The sequence below is a fragment of the Caenimonas terrae genome (assembly GCF_042655405.1).
GTDB lineage: Bacteria > Pseudomonadota > Gammaproteobacteria > Burkholderiales > Burkholderiaceae_C > Ramlibacter > Ramlibacter terrae_A.
Genome location: NZ_JBHSMF010000002.1, coordinates 184,395 through 199,981, shown reverse-complemented (window position 1 = coordinate 199,981; position 15,587 = coordinate 184,395). Strand labels below are relative to the sequence as shown.

The following is a 15,587-nucleotide window of genomic DNA, read 5'->3' as shown; positions in this document are numbered from 1 at the left end:
CAGACATTTTTCAGAAACCAAAGGAGACAACCGCATGACCACCACCTTCCCGCTCAAGCGCCTGGCGCCCCTGGCATTGGCCGTCCTCGCCTGGCCGGCGCTGGCGACCAACGGCTATTTCCCCCATGGCTACGGCCTCAAGGCCAAGGGCATGGGCGGCACCGCCACCGCGCTGGCGCAGGACGCGATGGGCGGGGCCAACAACCCGGCCAGCATGGTCTGGGCCGGCTCGCGGCTGGACATCGGCGCCGACGTGTTCAGCCCGCGCCGCGACGCCGAGCGCAGCGGCGCCGGCTTCCCCACGCTCAACGGCGGCGTCGACAGCGGCCGGAACTACTTCCTGGTGCCGGAGGTGGGCTACAACCGCATGATCAGCAACGACCTGTCGCTGGGCGTCACCGTCTACGGCAACGGCGGCATGAACACCAGCTATCCCGCCGGCAACTTCAATTGCGGCGGCGGTGCGGCGAACATGCTGTGCGGCGCGGGCAGCCTGGGCATCGACATGATGCAGCTGATCGTGGCGCCGACGGTGGCGTGGAAGTTCCATCCCCGGCATTCGGTCGGCGCATCCCTGCTGCTCGGCTACCAGCGCTTCAAGGCCAACGGGTTGCAGGCCTTCGACAACGCGCCGGGCTTCCCGCCGTTCACCCAGGCGCCGGGCCACGTCACCAACAACGGCACCGACAGTTCGACCGGCGTCGGCGTGCGGGTGGGCTACTTCGGCCAGATCACCGACCAGGTCAGCATCGGCGCCTCCTATTCGCCCAAGATGAACATGGGCCGCTTCGACAAGTACAGCGGCCTGTTCGCCGGCGCCGGCGACTTCGACATTCCCGAGAACTACGGCGCCGGGATCGCGTTCCGGCCGCTGCCGGCCTGGCTGCTGGCGATGGACTACCAGCGCATCAACTATTCGGGCGTGCCGTCGGTCGGCAATTCGAGCGCGGCGCAGGCGCCGCTGGGCGCGGCCAACGGTCCGGGCTTCGGCTGGCGCGACACCAACGTCCTCAAGTTCGGCGTGGCCTGGGAGATGAACAGCAAGCTCACCCTGCGGGCCGGCATCAATCGCGGCGACAACCCGATCACGCCGGCCGACGTGACCTTCAACATCCTCGCGCCCGGGGTGATGCGGACCCACTACACGCTGGGCGCCACCTACGCGATGAGCAGCGACAGCGAGCTGACTGCCGCCTTCATGATGGCGCCGCGCACCAGCGTCACGGGCGCTTCGCTGTTCAACGGCGTCCTGGGCGCCGGCGCCGCCGGCAACGAGACGATCGGCATGCGCCAGTACTCGCTGGGCATCGCCTGGGCCCGCAAGTTCTGAAGCTGCGATGCCGCACCTGCACGATCCCCTGGCGCGCCCGGACCCGGACGCCGACACCGAGGTGCGGACCACCACCTGCTACATGTGCGCCTGCCGCTGCGGCATCCGGGTGCACCTGCGCGGCGGCGAAGTGCGCTACATCGACGGCAATCCGGCGCACCCGATCAACCAGGGTGTGATCTGCGCCAAGGGCTCGTCCGGGATCATGAAGCAGCGCTCGCCGGCGCGCCTGACGCAGCCGCTGCTGCGCAAGGCCGGCAGCGAGCGCGGCGCCGGCGAGTTCGAGCCGATCTCGTGGGAGCAGGCGTTCGCGCTGCTGGAGCAGCGGCTGTCGAAGATCCGGGCCACCGACCCGAAGAAGTTCGCGCTGTTCACCGGACGCGACCAGATGCAGGCCCTCACCGGGCTGTTCGCGCGCCAGTTCGGCACGCCCAACTACGCGGCGCACGGCGGCTTCTGCTCGGTCAACATGGCGGCCGGCATGATCTACACGATCGGGGGCAGCTTCTGGGAATTCGGCGGCCCCGACCTGGAGCACGCCAAGCTGTTCGTGATGCTGGGCACGGCCGAAGACCACCACAGCAACCCGATGAAGATCGCGCTGTCCCGCTTCAAGCGGGCCGGCGGCCGCTTCATTTCCATCAACCCGGTGCGCAGCGGCTATTCGGCGATCGCCGACGAATGGATCCCGATCAAGCCGGGCACCGACGGCGCGCTGCTGATGGCGCTGCTGCACGAACTGGTGCGCACCGGGCTGGTGGACCGGCCGTTCCTCAAGCGCTTCACCAATGCGCCGCAGCTGGTGGTGCTGGACGAGGGCGAACGCGAGGGCCTGTTCGCCTTCGATCCGGCGGCCGGCCCGCCCGGCGACGGTCGCAACCCGCACAACAAGCTGGTCTGGGACCTGGCCGGCCGCCGCGTGCTCGCCGCCTATCCGGAAGGCGTCGCGGACGGCGTCGATGCCGCGCTGGAAGGCACCTACACGCTGGCGGACGGCACGCGGGTCGCGCCGGCGTTCCAGCTGCTGGCCGACCGCGTGCAAAGCTGCACTCCCGAATGGGCCGCCGCCATCACGGGCATTCCCGCCGGCCGCATCCGCAAGCTGGCGCAGGAGATCGGCCAGACCGCGCTGTACCAGGCCTTCGAGCTGCCGATCGCCTGGACCGACGCCTGGGGCAAGCGCCACGAAAGCACCCAGGCCCGGCCGGTCGCCTTCCATGCGATGCGCGGGCTGGCCGCGCATTCCAACGGCTTCCAGACGGTGCGCTCGCTGGCCGTTCTCATGAGCCTGCTGGGCACGATCGACGCGCCCGGCGGCTTTCGCCACAAGGCGCCTTATCCGCGCCACATCGTGCCCAACTACCGCGCCTTCAACGCGCCGGAGCAGATCCGGCCGAACACGCCGCTGAACGCGGCGCCGCTGGGCTTTCCGGCCAGCCCGCAGGAACTGGCGATCCTGCCGGACGGCTCGCCGATGCGGATCGACCACGCCTTCTCCTGGGAGTACCCGCTGGCCGCGCACGGGATGATGCACAACGTGATCGCCAACGCCGCGCGCGGCGATCCCTACCGCATCGACACGCTGCTGCTGTTCATGGCCAACATGGCGTGGAACTCCAGCATGGACCCGCTGGCGACGCGCGCCATGCTGACGCGCAAGGACGACGCCGGCGAGTACATGATCCCGTTCCTGGCGGTGTGCGACACCTTCCAGAGCGAGACCGTGGCCTTCGCCGACCTGGTGCTGCCGGACACCACCTACCTCGAACGGCATGACGTGATGAGCATGCTGGACCGGCCGATCTCCGAGTTCGACGGCCCGGTGGATTCGGTGCGGGTGCCGGTGCTGGATCCGCCGCCCGGCTGCAAGCCGTTCCAGGAGGTGCTGGTGGAACTGGCGTCGCGGCTGAAGCTGCCGGCGTTCACCACGCCCGAGGGCGGGCGCAAGTTCAGCGGCTACCCCGACTTCGTCGTCAACTTCCAGCCGCAGCCCGGTGTGGGTTTCCTGATGGGATGGCGCGGCGCCGACGGCTCCGAGCACCTGCGCGGCGCGCCCAACCCGAAGCAGTGGGAGATGTACGCCGCCAACAACTGCGTGTTCCAGTACCACATGCCCGCGGACATGCAGTACATGCGCAACTGGAACCGCGGCTACCTGGACTTCGCGATGGCCAAGGGCTGGCGCCAGAAGAACGACCCGATCCAGCTGGCGATCTACTCGGACTGCCTGCAGAGTTTCCGGCTGGCGGCCCAGGGCAAGAGCGCAGGCCGGCAGCCGCCCGCGCACCTGCGCGAGCGCATCGCCACCTACTTCGACCCGCTGCCGTTCTGGTATCCGCCGCTGGAGGAAACCGCGACCGACCTGGCCGCCTTCCCGCTGAACGCCGTGACCCAGCGGCCGATGGCGATGTACCACTCGTGGGACTCGCAGAATGCCTGGCTGCGCCAGATCCACAGCCACAACTACCTGCACGTCAATCCGCTCACCGCACGCGCCGCCGCCATCGAGGACGGCGGCTGGTGCTGGGTCGAGAGCCAGTGGGGCAGGCTGCGCTGCATGCTGCGCTACAGCGAGGCGGTGGAGCCGGGCACGGTGTGGACCTGGAATGCGATCGGCAAGGGCAGCGGCGCCTGGCGGCTCGATCCCGGGGCCGACGAGGCGCGCAAGGGATTCCTGCTGAACCACCTGATCTCCAGCGAGCTGCCGGCGCCGGGCGCGCCGGGTTCGCGCATGAGCAACTCCGATCCGGTCACCGGCCAGGCCGGCTGGTACGACGTGCGGGTGCGGATCCGGCCGGCCGACGCCAACGAGGCAGCCGAAACCTTTCCGCAGGTCGCGGCCGTGCCGCCGGCGCCGGGCACCGGCAGCTGGCGGCAGGGCCTGAGCGCGTACTTCGCCGGCCGGAGCGCGCGATGAGCGTGGCCGACGCCCTGGAGCCGACGCTGGCGCGCCAGCTCGCGCTGGTCATCGACCTCGATGTCTGCGTCGGCTGCCACGCCTGCGTGACCTCGTGCAAGCAGTGGAACACCTCGGGCGCGGCCGGGCCGCTGGCCGACCAGTCCGCCTATGGGCCCGATCCCACCGGCACCTTCTTCAACCGGGTGCAGACCTACGAGGCCGGCACCTTCCCCGCCACCGACACGATCCACTTTCCCAAGAGCTGCGTGCACTGCCAGGACCCGCCCTGCGTGCCGGTGTGCCCGACCGGCGCCAGCTACAAGCGCAAGGAAGACGGCATCGTGCTGGTGGACTACGACAAGTGCATCGGCTGCAAGTACTGCTCCTGGGCCTGCCCCTACGGCGCGCGCGAGTTCGACGAGCAGCGCAAGGTGATGACCAAGTGCACGCTGTGCGTCGACCGCATCTACGACCAGGCCCTGCCGGAGGCGGACCGCAAGCCCGCCTGCGTCAAGGCCTGCCCGACCGGCGCGCGCCTGTTCGGCGACGTCAACGATCCCGCCTCCGCCGTGTCGGCGGCGATCCGCGAGCGCGGAGGCTACGAGCTGATGCCCGAGTGGCAGACCCGGCCGGCCAACCGCTACCTGCCGCGCCGATCCAGCAGCGCACCGGCCCTCGATGGTGAAGGCGACATCCGATGAACCCGGCACTGTCGGTCGTCTTCTTCACGGTGCTGGCCGGCCTGGGCCAGGGGCTGGCCGTCAGCCTGGCGCTGGGCGTGCTGGCCGGCCTGCTGGCGCCGTCCGGGGCCTTCCTGGGCTGGGGCCTGGCGGCGGCGATCGCGCTGCTGGTGGCGGGCCTGGTGGCCTCCTTCCTGCACCTGGGCCGGCCCGAGCGGGCCTGGCGCGCGGCGGCCATGTGGCGCACCTCCTGGCTGTCGCGCGAGGTGATCGTGCTGCCCGCGTTCATCGGCCTGCTGGTGCTGTGGTGGCTGGCGCGGCGGGCCGGCGACTGGCCGGCCGCGCTCAGTGCCTGGCTGGCCCTGGCCACGATCGCGCTGGCGCTGCTGCTGTGGCTGTGCACCGCGATGATCTACGCCTGCATCCGCTTCATCCAGGAGTGGGCCCATCCGCTGACGGTCTTCAACTACACGCTGATCGGCCTGGCGTCGGGCCTGGTGCTGGCGTGCAGCCTGGCCGCGGCGCTGGGCGAAGGCCGGCTGCTGGCCGCGCTGGGGCCGTTCGCGCTGGCGGCCACGCTGGCGGCCGGCGCGGTCCGCCTCGCCAGCTTCGAACGCAACGCCCGGTTGCGGCCGGCCTCCACGCTGCAGTCGGCCACCGGCATCCGGGCCCGCAAGCTCACGCAGCTGGCGATGGGCATGTCGGCCGGCAGCTTCAACACGCGCGAGTTCTTCCATGGGGTGGCGGCGGCGAGCGTGCGCCACATCCGGCTGACGGCAATGCTGTGCGCGTTCGTGCTGCCGGCGCTGCTGATGGCGTGGGGCCTGCTGGCAGCGTCGCCGCTGCCGTGGATCGCGGCGGTGGGGGTGCAGCTGCCGGGCCTGCTGACCGAGCGCTGGGTCTTCTTCGCCCAGGCCCGCCATCCGCAGAACCTCTATTACCAGCGCGTCGCCTGAGCGGGCGCTACAGCTTGCCGGGAAACACGTAGAGCAGCGCCGCCGTCATCGTGACATAGCGCAGGAACTTGCCGACCGCCATGTAGAGGACGCAGGGCCAGAACGACAGCTTGAGCCAGCCGGCCACCGCGCACAGCGGGTCGCCCACCACCGGCAGCCAGGACAACAGGCAGGCCTTGGGGCCGAGTCGCTCGAGCCACTCCAGCGCCTTCACGTGCGACTTCGAATGGCGGTACTTGTCGACCACCTGGTGGGCGCCGTATCCCATCCACCAATCGAGCATCCCGCCGAGCGTGTTGCCGGCGGTCGCCACGACCACGGCGCTCCAGAACAGGTCGGGGTTGAGCTTGAGCAGGCCGAACAGGACCGGTTCGGACCCCAGCGGCAGCAGGGTCGCGGAGATGAACGACACCAGGAACAGCGTACTCAGGCCGTACTGCGGCAGCGCCAAGAGCGCAAGGACGGAGTCGAGCCAGTGTTGCATGCGCTGCAGAGTATAGGCAGCGGCGCCGCCGGGCCCTGTAGGCGCATACGCACTTATTCTTTCTGCCCCCTTTGGCGTAAGCATACAATCGTGCCTCATTTTTCAGCAGCAGCGCAACCCGTCCCATGAACATCGGCCCCCACCTCCTGGCGAACAACCTGTTCGTGGCGCCGATGGCGGGGGTCACCGACCGGCCGTTCCGCCAGCTGTGCCGCCAGCTCGGGGCCGGCTACGCGGTCAGCGAGATGGTCACCTCGCGCCGCGAGCTGTGGAACACGCTCAAGACCTCGCGCCGCGCCAACCACGATGGCGAGCCGGGCCCGATCGCGGTGCAGATCGCCGGCACCGACGCGGCCATGATGTCCGAGGCCGCGGTCTACAACATCGAGCGCGGCGCGCAGATCATCGACATCAACATGGGCTGTCCGGCCAAGAAGGTCTGCAACAAGTGGGCCGGCTCGGCGCTGATGCAGGACGAAGCGCTGGCGGTCGAGATCGCGCGGGCCGTGGTGGACGCCTGCGCGCCGCACGGCGTGCCGGTGACGCTCAAGATGCGCACCGGCTGGTGCCAGCAGCACAAGAACGCCGTGGTGCTGGCCACGCGCTTCGAGGACGCCGGCGTGCAGATGCTTGCGGTGCACGGCCGCACGCGCGAACAGGGCTACGGCGGCCACGCCGAGTACGAGACGGTGGCGGCGGTGAAGGCGGCGGTGCGCATTCCGGTGGTCGCCAACGGCGACATCACGACGCCCGAACGGGCGCGCGAGGTGCTGGCCCTGACCGGCGCCGATGCCATCATGGTCGGCCGGGCGGCGCAGGGCCGGCCCTGGATCTTCCGCGAGATCGCGCATTTCCTGGCCACCGGCAGCCATCTGGCGCCGCCCCTGGTGGCGGAAGTGCGACGCCTGCTGCTGGATCACCTGCAGGACCACTACGCGCTGTACGGCGAATTCACCGGCGTGCGCAGCGCGCGCAAGCACATCGGCTGGTACGTGAAGGCGCTGGACGGCGGCGCCGCCTTCCGCGGGCGCATGAACCAGATCGACAGTTGCGAGGAGCAACTGGCCGCGGTGGCGGAATTCTTCGAGCAGCTGGCGGCACAATCGGACCGGATCGCGACGTCGATCGCGGACGGCGAAAACAACGAGAACCAGGCAGCAGAAGCAGGCGCATGAGCAAGAAACATATCGAGGAGTGCGTTCGCACCAGCCTGGAAGGCTACTTCCGCGACCTGCGGGGGATCGAGCCGGACGGCATGTACGAGATGCTGGTCAAGGCGGTGGAGAAGCCGCTGCTGGAGGTGGTCATGGCCAAGGCCGACCAGAACCAGTCCAAGGCGGCCGAGTGGCTGGGCCTGAACCGCAACACGCTGCGCAAGAAGCTGCTCGAGCACAAGCTCCTCAAATCCTAACCAGTCGGGGACCGGGCCGAAGGCCGGTCCCGCAAGCTCACCTATGAACGCACTCATCTCCGTCTCCGACAAGACCGGCATCGTCGAATTTGCCCGGGCCCTGCACGCGCTCGGCGTCAAGCTGATTTCCACCGGCGGCACGGCCAAGCTGCTGGCGGACCAGGGCCTGCCGGTGACCGAAGTGGCGGAGCTCACCGCCTTCCCCGAAATGCTGGACGGCCGCGTCAAGACCCTGCATCCCAAGGTGCACGGCGGGCTGCTGGCCAGGCGCGACCTGCCCGAGCACATGGCGGCCCTGCGGCGCCACAACATCGCGACCATCGACCTGCTGGTGGTCAACCTCTATCCGTTCGAGGCCACCGTCGCCAAGCCCGGCTGCACGCTGGAAGACGCGATCGAGAACATCGACATCGGCGGCCCGGCGATGGTGCGCAGCGGCGCCAAGAACTGGAAGGACGTCGGCGTGGTCACCGATGCATCGCAGTACCCGCTGGTGCTGTCGCAGCTCAAGGCCGGCGGCGCGCTGACCGACGAGACCAAGTTCGCGCTGGCCGTCGCGGCCTTCAACCGCATCAGCAACTACGACGCCGCGATCAGCGACCACCTCTCCGCCATCGGGCCGGACGGCGCCCGCAGCCTGTTTCCCGCCCAGGCCAACGGCCGTTTCGTCAAGCTGCAGGACCTGCGCTACGGCGAGAACCCGCACCAGCAGGCCGCGTTCTACCGCGACCTGCAACCGGCGCCGGGCTCGCTGGTGACCGCCAGGCAGCTGCAGGGCAAGGAGCTCTCGTACAACAACATCGCCGACGCCGACGCCGCCTGGGAATGCGTCAAGAGCTTCAGCGAGCCGGCCTGCGTGATCGTCAAGCACGCCAATCCCTGCGGCGTGGCGGTGGCCGCGGATCCGCTGCAGGCTTACGGCAAGGCCTTCCAGACCGATCCGACCTCGGCCTTCGGCGGCATCATCGCCTTCAACCGCACGCTGGACGCGGACGCCGCCAAGGAAGTGGCCAAGCAGTTCGTCGAGGTGCTGATGGCGCCTGACTTCACGCCCGAGGCGCTGGAAGTGTTCAAGGGCAAGGCCAACGTCCGCGTCCTGCAGATCGCGCTGCCGCCGGGCGGCGCCACCGACTGGGACAACGGCCGCAATGCGATGGACGTCAAGCGGGTCGGCTCCGGCCTGCTGATGCAGACGGCCGACAACCGCGCGCTGGCGCTGGCCGACCTGCGCGTGGTGAGCAAGGTGCAGCCGACGCCGCAGCAGCTGCAGGACATGCTGTTCGCCTGGAAGGTCGCCAAGTACGTCAAGTCCAACGCCATCGTGTTCTGCAAGGACGGCATGACGATGGGCGTCGGCGCCGGCCAGATGAGCCGGCTGGACTCGGCCCGCATCGCCGGCATCAAGGCGCAGCACGCCGGCCTGTCGCTGGCCGGCACGGTGGTGGCCAGCGACGCCTTCTTCCCGTTCCGCGACGGACTGGATGTGGTGGTCGATGCCGGCGCGACCGGCGTGATCCAGCCCGGTGGCAGCATGCGCGACCCCGAAGTGATCGCGGCGGCCGACGAACGCGGCGTCGCGATGGTCTTCACCGGCGTGCGGCACTTCCGGCACTAGCCGGCGCGGAACACCTCGCTGGCGGCGGCGACCGTGTCGGCGATGTCCTGGGCGCTGTGCGCGGAGCTGACGAAGCCCGCCTCGTACAGCGCCGGCGCGATGTAGACGCCGCGATCGAGCAGGCCGTGGAACAGCTTGTTGAAGCGCGGGCCGTCGGTCTTCATCACCTGGCCGTAGTTCTGCGGCAGCGCGTCCAGCAGGAAGAAGCCGAACATGCCGCCCTCGCTGTCGGCGCTGAACGCAACGCCGGCTTCGCGGGCCGCTCCGGCCAGGCCGTCGACCAGCGAGCGCGTGCGCGCCGCCAGCGCGTCGAAGAAACCCGGCTTGCCGATCTCGCGCAGGGTCGCCAGGCCGCAGGCGGTGGCCACCGGGTTGCCCGAGAGGGTGCCGGCCTGGTAGACCGGACCGAGCGGGGCGAGCTGCTCCATGATCGAACGCGGGCCGCCGAAGGCCGCCAGCGGCATGCCGCCGCCGATCACCTTGCCCAGCACCGAGATGTCCGGCGCGAAGCCGGGGATGGCCCTGGCATAGATGCTCTGGGCGCCACCGAGCGCGACGCGGAAGCCGCTCATGACCTCGTCGAACACCAGCAGCGCGCCGTGCCTGGTGCAAAGTTCACGACAGCGTTGCATGAACGGGACCGAGGCCCGGACGAAATTCATGTTGCCGGCGATCGGCTCGATCATCAGGCAGGCCAGCTCGTCGCCGTGCAGCGCGAACGCCTCTTCCAGCTGCTGGATGTTGTTGTATTCGAGCACCAGGGTGTGCTGCACCACCTCCGGCGGCACGCCGGCGCTGGTGGGGTTGCCGAAGGTGGCCAGGCCGGAGCCGGCCTTGACCAGCAGCGCGTCGGCGTGGCCGTGGTAGCAGCCCTCGAACTTGATCAGCTTGCTGCGGCCGGTGGCGCCGCGCGCCAGCCGGATGGCGCTCATCGCTGCCTCGGTGCCGGAACTCACCAGCCGCACCATCTGCATCGAGGGCACCAGCCGCAGGATTTCCTCGGCCAGCTCGATCTCGCGCTCGGTCGGCGCGCCGAAGGAGAAGCCCTCCAGCACCGCCTTCTGCACCGCTTCCACCACGGCCGGATGGCCGTGGCCCAGGATCATCGGGCCCCAGGAGCCGATGTAGTCGATGTGGCGCTTGCCGTTGGCGTCCCAGAAGTAGGCGCCCTGCGCGCGCTGCACGAAGCGGGGCGTGCCGCCGACGGCGCGGAAGGCGCGCACCGGCGAATTCACGCCGCCGGGGATCACCTGGCGGGCGCGGTCGAACAGCTGCTGGTTGCGGTCAACGGCGGCGGCGCCGCTCTTTTCAGTGTTTTGTGTCATGTGCTGGCATGTCGAAGACCTGCAGGGCCTGCGCTTCTTCTTCGGTGAGCGGTTCGGTTTCGCCTTCCGGCTGGGCCCAGAACAGCCGGTCCGGGATGACGTTGCCCATGCCGGGGCGAAAGCCGCCGTCCAGGCAGCGATCCAGGTAGCCCAGCGCCTCGGTGGCGGCCGCGGCCAGGTCGCTGCCGCTGGCCACCAGGGCGGCGAGGGCGGCCGACAGGGTGTCGCCGGCGCCGGAGAACACGGCTTCGAAGCGCTCGAACTTCTCGCTGCAAAGCACCGCCTGCGGCGTGGCGAGCACGTTGTCCAGGAACTGGTCCGGCAGCGGGATGCCGGTGACAAGCGTGTACGGCACGCCCATCTCGGCGGCCGCCTTGGCGATGTCGCGCGCGGTGGGGCTCTTGTCGTTGCTCCACTCCGGCAACAGCCAGCGCCACAGGGTGCTGTGGTTTCCTACCAACACGGTTGTCTGCGGTAACAATAATTCGCGGAAGGCATCCAGATACAGGTCGATCTGGCCTTCCTCCCACCACGATAGGTTCGGCATGTAAGCCACCAGTGGGACATCTGCGTAATCCGCTGCGATCTCCGCGATGGTGCTGAGGTTCTCCGGGCTGCCGACGAAACCGACCTTGATCACCTGCACCGGCACGTCTTCCAGGATGGCGCGGGCCTGTTCGGCGACCGTCTCCTCGTCGAACGCGAAATGGTCGAAGATCTCCGCGGTATCCCTCGCGTAGGCGCCGGTCACCACCGCCAGCGCATGCGCGCCGACCGAGGCGATGGCGGTGACGTCGGCGGCAATGCCGCCGGCGCCGCTCGGATCGTTTGCGTTGAAGACGATCACGCAGGCCGGACTCGCGTCGGCGTCCGTGTCGGCGTCCGCCGCTGCGACGGGAATGGGGGGGGAGGGGTTGGTCATGGGCCTGGATCCGGCCGGTTGCCGCTCGCTGCGCTCTCAGTGGGCAACACGGCCTCGATACAATCGTTGCATTCTATTCGAAGGCCCTTTAAGCTGTGACTGAAGCAAAAACCTGGATGTGTCTGATTTGCGGGTGGATCTACGACGAGGCCGCCGGTGCCCCCGAACACGGCATCGCCCCGGGCACCCCGTGGTCCGACGTTCCAATGAACTGGACCTGCCCCGAATGCGGCGCCCGCAAGGAAGATTTCGAGATGGTGCAGATATAAAAAAAGGGACGAGCAATTTTCCATTCTGGACGATGCCGCAGCCCAACGCAGTAACAGATTGAGGAGCAGCGTCAAGTGAGCACACCTGGATCCGGGTTCAAAGTCCTGGTGATCGATGACAGCAACACCATCCGGCGCAGCGCGGAGATCTTCCTGAAGCAGGGCGGCCACGAGGTCATGCTCGCCGAGGACGGTTTCGATGCCCTGGCCAAGGTCAACGACTACCAGCCCAACCTGATTTTCTGCGACATCCTGATGCCCCGTCTGGATGGCTACCAGACCTGCGCCATCATCAAGCGCAACGCGAAGTTCGCGTCTGTCCCCGTGGTCATGCTGTCGTCCAAGGACGGCGTCTTCGACAAAGCCCGCGGCCGGATGGTCGGCTCGCAGGACTATCTGACCAAGCCGTTTACAAAGGACCAGCTGCTGCAGACGGTCCAGCAGTTCGGCGCTGCAAAACAAGGAGTGATGTGATGTCGATCAAAAAAGTCCTCGTCGTGGACGATTCCAAGACCGAACTGATGTTCATGACGGACTTGCTGCAGAAGAACGGCTTCGCGGTGAAGACCGCCGAGAACGCCGAAGACGCCTTCCGCCGCCTGGCCGAGGAAAAGCCGGACCTGATCCTGATGGACGTGGTGATGCCGGGCCAGAACGGCTTCCAGCTGACGCGTGCGATCACGCGCGACCCGCTGTATGCCGACGTGCCGATCATCATGTGCACCAGCAAGAACCAGGAAACCGACCGGGTGTGGGGCATGCGCCAGGGCGCACGCGACTACATCACCAAGCCGGTCAACGCCGACGAGCTGATGGCCAAGATCAAGGCCCTGAGCTGATCGCGCGGCCCGATGCCCTGACCCATGGCTAACCGCGAAGCACTTCGAGAACTCCAGAGCCGGCTCGCAACCCGTCTGCAGGCAGCGCGCACCGAGGGCGTTTCGGCCTCGTGGCTGGCGGTGGAGTCGGCCGGCGCAAAGTACCTGTTCCCGCTGGCCCAGTCGGGCGAGATCTTTCCGTTCGCCAGCGCCCAGCACGTTCCCTACACCCACCCGTGGTTCCTCGGGGTCGCCAACCTGCGCGGCGGCCTCTACGGGGTGGTGGACCTGGCCAGTTTCGTGGTGGGCCGCGCACCGGGGGTGCGCTCCGACGCCACCCGCGCCGAGTCCCGCCTCGTGGCCCTCAATTCGGCGCTGGAAGTCAACTGCGCCCTGTTGATCGACCGGCTGGCCGGCTTGCGCAACATCGAGGCTTTCACTTCGTCGAGCGGGCCGGCCGAAGGCTCGCCCGGCTATTTCGGCAGCGGCTACACCGACGCCAACGGCGCGTTCTGGCAGGAAATCAACCTGCAGGCGCTGTCGCAGCAACCCCAGTTCCTGAGCATCAGTGCTTAAAAAAGTACCCGGAAGGCAGCACCATGTCCGTCGTTGACCAATTCAAGAACATCTTTTCGAAAAAATCGCACGAGGTCTCGGTCGGACCCAGCGGTGCGCTGAGCCTGGGAATGCCGGCCTCGCGCGATCCGCACCGGGACCAGCGGGCCTCGCTGGGGATGGGCATCGGCGAAACCGAAGACAGCGTGGACGGCGAGGACAGCATCGAGCCGGCGGTTGCGGACCGCGCCGAGCTGGTCACGCTGCCGCTGCTGGGCCGCCGCACCGCCGGCGCCCACCAGCGCATCCTGGTCGTGCTGCTGGCCATCTCGGTGGTGGTCGTCTTCACGGTGGCGGCCCTGGCCGTGAGCAAGTCGGACCGCGCCGCCCAGCAGGTGGCCGGAACCGGTCAGTCGCTGATGGAGTCGCAGCGGCTGGCCAAGTCGGTGTCGCAGGCGCTGGTGGGCAGTGCCCAGGCCTTCCCGGACGTGAAGGAAAGCGCCTCGGTGCTGGCGCGCACCGTGCGCGCCCTCAAGAACGGCGATTCCGGCCTGAACATCCCCGCCGTCGGCCCCGAGTACCAGCCCGAGGTGGAGAAGATCTCGCCGCTGATGGAGCGGGCCGAGAAGAACGCCGCCGTCGTGATGGGCCAGCAGAAGATCCTGACCCAGGTGGGCACCGCTCTGCGCACCATCAACCGCCAGTCCTCCGACCTGCTGGAAATCGCCGAGACGGTGTCCTCGCTCAAGCTGCAGCAGAACGCGCCGTCCGCGGAAATCTCCGCCGCCGGCCAGCTGGTGATGCTGACGCAGCGCATCGGCAAGTCGGCCAACGAATTCCTGACCATGGAAGGCGTCAGCCCGGAGGCAGTGTTCCTGCTGGGCAAGGACCTGAACTCGTTCAAGGAAATCGCCACCGGCCTGCTCGATGGCAGCGCCGAACTGCGGCTGGCCGGCTCCAAGGATCCGCAGACGCGCGAGCGCCTGGAGGCCCTGATGAAGCTGTACGAACAGACCCGCGCGCAGGCCGGGGCCATCCTGGGCAACCTGCAGGGCCTGGTCTCCGCGCGTGAGGCGCAGTCCGCCATCGTCGCGGACAGCGAGCCGCTGCGCCGCTCGCTGCAGGACCTGCAGGGCAAGCTGTCGTCGCAGACCGGCCTGGGCGCCGGTTCCTGGCTGGCGCTGGCGCTGTCCTCGATCTTCGCGGTCGCCTGCGCCTGGGGCCTGGCCTACGTGCAGCTGCAGGACAGCCGCAAGCGCCAGACGGTGGCCGAGCAGCAGCGGCTGGAAGCCGAGCAGCAGGAGCAGGAGGCCAAGCGCGTCAACGACGCCAACCAGGCCGCCATTTTGCGGCTGATGAACGAACTGCAGACGGTGGCCGAGGGCGACCTGACGCAGGAAGCAACCGTGACCGAGGACATCACCGGCGCCATCGCCGACTCGGTGAACTACACGGTGGAAGAACTGCGCCAGCTGGTGGGCAACGTGCAGAACACGGCCACCCGGGTTGCGCAGACCACCGCGCAGGTGGAAAGCACGTCGACCGAACTGCTCGCCGCCTCCACCGAGCAGCTGCGCGAGATCCGCGAAACCGGCCAGTCGGTGCTCGACATGGCCGGCCGAATCAACCAGGTGTCCGGCCAGGCGCAGGAATCGGCCCAGGTGGCGCGCCAGTCGCTGATGGCGGCGGAGTCCGGCCTGCAGGCCGTGCAGAACGCGATCGGCGGCATGAACTCGATCCGCGACCAGATCCAGGAAACGTCCAAGCGGATCAAGCGGCTGGGCGAATCGTCCCAGGAGATCGGCGAAATCACCGAGCTGATTTCCGACATCACCGAACAGACCAACGTGCTGGCGCTGAACGCCGCCATCCAGGCGGCCTCCGCCGGCGAGGCGGGCCGGGGCTTCTCGGTGGTGGCCGAAGAAGTGCAGCGGCTGGCCGAGCGGTCGGCCGACGCGACGCGCCAGATCTCGGCGCTGGTGAAGGCCATTCAGACCGACACCCAGGATGCCGTGGCCGCCATGGAACGCTCCACGCAGGGTGTGGTGGAGGGTGCCAAGCTGTCCGACAACGCCGGCACCGCACTGACCGAGATCGACCAGGTGTCGCGCCGGCTGGCCGACCTGATCGAACAGATCTCCGCCTCCGCCTCCAAGGAAGCCGAATCCGCCAACGTGGTGGCCGGCAACATCCAGCACATTTTTGCAGTGACGGAACAGACCGGCGAAGGCACGCGCTCCACCGCACAGCAGGTGCGCGAGCTGTCGCGCATGGCCGAGGAACTGCGGCAGTCGGTATCACGGTTCAAGATCGCCTGAGCGGC

The 15,587-nt window shown here is 68.5% G+C and carries 15 protein-coding genes; 12 read left to right on the top strand and 3 right to left on the bottom strand.

The annotated features are described in order from the left end of the window. The first annotated feature begins 34 nt into the window (after nucleotides 1-34). Genes ACFPOE_RS00965 through ACFPOE_RS00950 form a run of 4 tightly spaced genes read left to right on the top strand, consistent with a single transcriptional unit; the run spans nucleotide 35 to nucleotide 5,865 of the window. A complete protein-coding gene (locus ACFPOE_RS00965) occupies nucleotides 35-1,330 on the top strand; it encodes an OmpP1/FadL family transporter (protein WP_376848122.1) in 1,296 nt (431 codons plus the stop codon). Nucleotides 1,331-1,337: 7 nt separating this feature from the next. Continuing rightward, nucleotides 1,338-4,247 carry a molybdopterin oxidoreductase family protein gene (locus ACFPOE_RS00960; RefSeq protein WP_376848121.1) on the top strand — a complete coding sequence of 970 codons (2,910 nt, stop codon included), beginning with the start codon at nucleotides 1,338-1,340 and terminating at the stop codon, nucleotides 4,245-4,247. Beyond that, nucleotides 4,244-4,930: a 4Fe-4S dicluster domain-containing protein gene (locus ACFPOE_RS00955; protein WP_376848120.1), complete on the top strand. Its 687-nt coding sequence runs from the start codon at nucleotides 4,244-4,246 to the stop codon at nucleotides 4,928-4,930. The genes ACFPOE_RS00960 and ACFPOE_RS00955 overlap by 4 nt, the downstream gene beginning before the upstream one ends. After that, complete coding sequence (locus ACFPOE_RS00950) at nucleotides 4,927-5,865, top strand: dimethyl sulfoxide reductase anchor subunit family protein (protein WP_376848119.1); 939 nt, start codon at nucleotides 4,927-4,929, stop codon at nucleotides 5,863-5,865. The genes ACFPOE_RS00955 and ACFPOE_RS00950 overlap by 4 nt, the downstream gene beginning before the upstream one ends. A 7-nt stretch (nucleotides 5,866-5,872) precedes the next feature. Here ACFPOE_RS00950 and ACFPOE_RS00945 read toward each other — a convergent pair whose 3' ends face one another. After that, nucleotides 5,873-6,349 carry a YqaA family protein gene (locus ACFPOE_RS00945; protein WP_376848118.1) on the bottom strand — a complete coding sequence of 159 codons (477 nt, stop codon included), beginning with the start codon at nucleotides 6,347-6,349 and terminating at the stop codon, nucleotides 5,873-5,875. 125 nt (nucleotides 6,350-6,474) lie between these two features. Between ACFPOE_RS00945 and dusB the strand changes: the two genes are divergently transcribed. The 3 genes from dusB to purH are packed head-to-tail and all read left to right on the top strand — an operon-like array spanning nucleotide 6,475 to nucleotide 9,375. Continuing rightward, nucleotides 6,475-7,524, top strand: a complete 1,050-nt coding sequence (gene dusB, locus ACFPOE_RS00940; protein WP_376848117.1) for a tRNA dihydrouridine synthase DusB — start codon at nucleotides 6,475-6,477, stop codon at nucleotides 7,522-7,524. Then, nucleotides 7,521-7,760 (top strand): Fis family transcriptional regulator, encoded by a 240-nt coding sequence (locus ACFPOE_RS00935; protein WP_376848116.1) that lies wholly within the window; start codon nucleotides 7,521-7,523, stop codon nucleotides 7,758-7,760. Before dusB ends, ACFPOE_RS00935 begins: the two co-directional genes overlap by 4 nt. Nucleotides 7,761-7,803: 43 nt before the next feature. Further along, nucleotides 7,804-9,375, top strand: coding sequence for a bifunctional phosphoribosylaminoimidazolecarboxamide formyltransferase/IMP cyclohydrolase (gene purH, locus ACFPOE_RS00930; protein WP_376848115.1), 1,572 nt, complete (start codon nucleotides 7,804-7,806; stop codon nucleotides 9,373-9,375). Here purH and hemL read toward each other — a convergent pair. Next, on the bottom strand, nucleotides 9,372-10,700 hold the full coding sequence (hemL, locus tag ACFPOE_RS00925; protein ID WP_376848114.1) for a glutamate-1-semialdehyde 2,1-aminomutase: 1,329 nt from the start codon (nucleotides 10,698-10,700) through the stop codon (nucleotides 9,372-9,374). The two genes, purH and hemL, sit on opposite strands and share 4 nt — an antisense overlap. Further along, nucleotides 10,684-11,622 carry a bifunctional hydroxymethylpyrimidine kinase/phosphomethylpyrimidine kinase gene (thiD, locus tag ACFPOE_RS00920; RefSeq protein WP_376848113.1) on the bottom strand — a complete coding sequence of 313 codons (939 nt, stop codon included), beginning with the start codon at nucleotides 11,620-11,622 and terminating at the stop codon, nucleotides 10,684-10,686. The genes hemL and thiD overlap by 17 nt, the downstream gene beginning before the upstream one ends. Before the next feature lie 95 nt (nucleotides 11,623-11,717). Between thiD and ACFPOE_RS00915 the strand changes: the two genes are divergently transcribed. The 5 genes from ACFPOE_RS00915 to ACFPOE_RS00895 all read left to right on the top strand — a co-directional run bounded on the left by ACFPOE_RS00915 (nucleotide 11,718) and on the right by ACFPOE_RS00895 (nucleotide 15,582). Continuing rightward, nucleotides 11,718-11,891 (top strand): rubredoxin, encoded by a 174-nt coding sequence (locus ACFPOE_RS00915; protein WP_376848112.1) that lies wholly within the window; start codon nucleotides 11,718-11,720, stop codon nucleotides 11,889-11,891. 75 nt (nucleotides 11,892-11,966) lie between these two features. Continuing rightward, complete coding sequence (locus tag ACFPOE_RS00910; protein WP_376848111.1) at nucleotides 11,967-12,365, top strand: response regulator; 399 nt, start codon at nucleotides 11,967-11,969, stop codon at nucleotides 12,363-12,365. Then, nucleotides 12,365-12,730, top strand: coding sequence for a response regulator transcription factor (locus ACFPOE_RS00905; protein WP_376848110.1), 366 nt, complete (start codon nucleotides 12,365-12,367; stop codon nucleotides 12,728-12,730). The genes ACFPOE_RS00910 and ACFPOE_RS00905 overlap by 1 nt, the downstream gene beginning before the upstream one ends. A 24-nt stretch (nucleotides 12,731-12,754) precedes the next feature. Next, nucleotides 12,755-13,285: a chemotaxis protein CheW gene (locus ACFPOE_RS00900; protein WP_376848109.1), complete on the top strand. Its 531-nt coding sequence runs from the start codon at nucleotides 12,755-12,757 to the stop codon at nucleotides 13,283-13,285. Between the two features lie 23 nt (nucleotides 13,286-13,308). Next, entirely contained in the window at nucleotides 13,309-15,582 is a 2,274-nt protein-coding gene (locus ACFPOE_RS00895; protein WP_376848108.1) for a methyl-accepting chemotaxis protein, read from the top strand. Nucleotides 15,583-15,587: the final 5 nt, after the last annotated feature.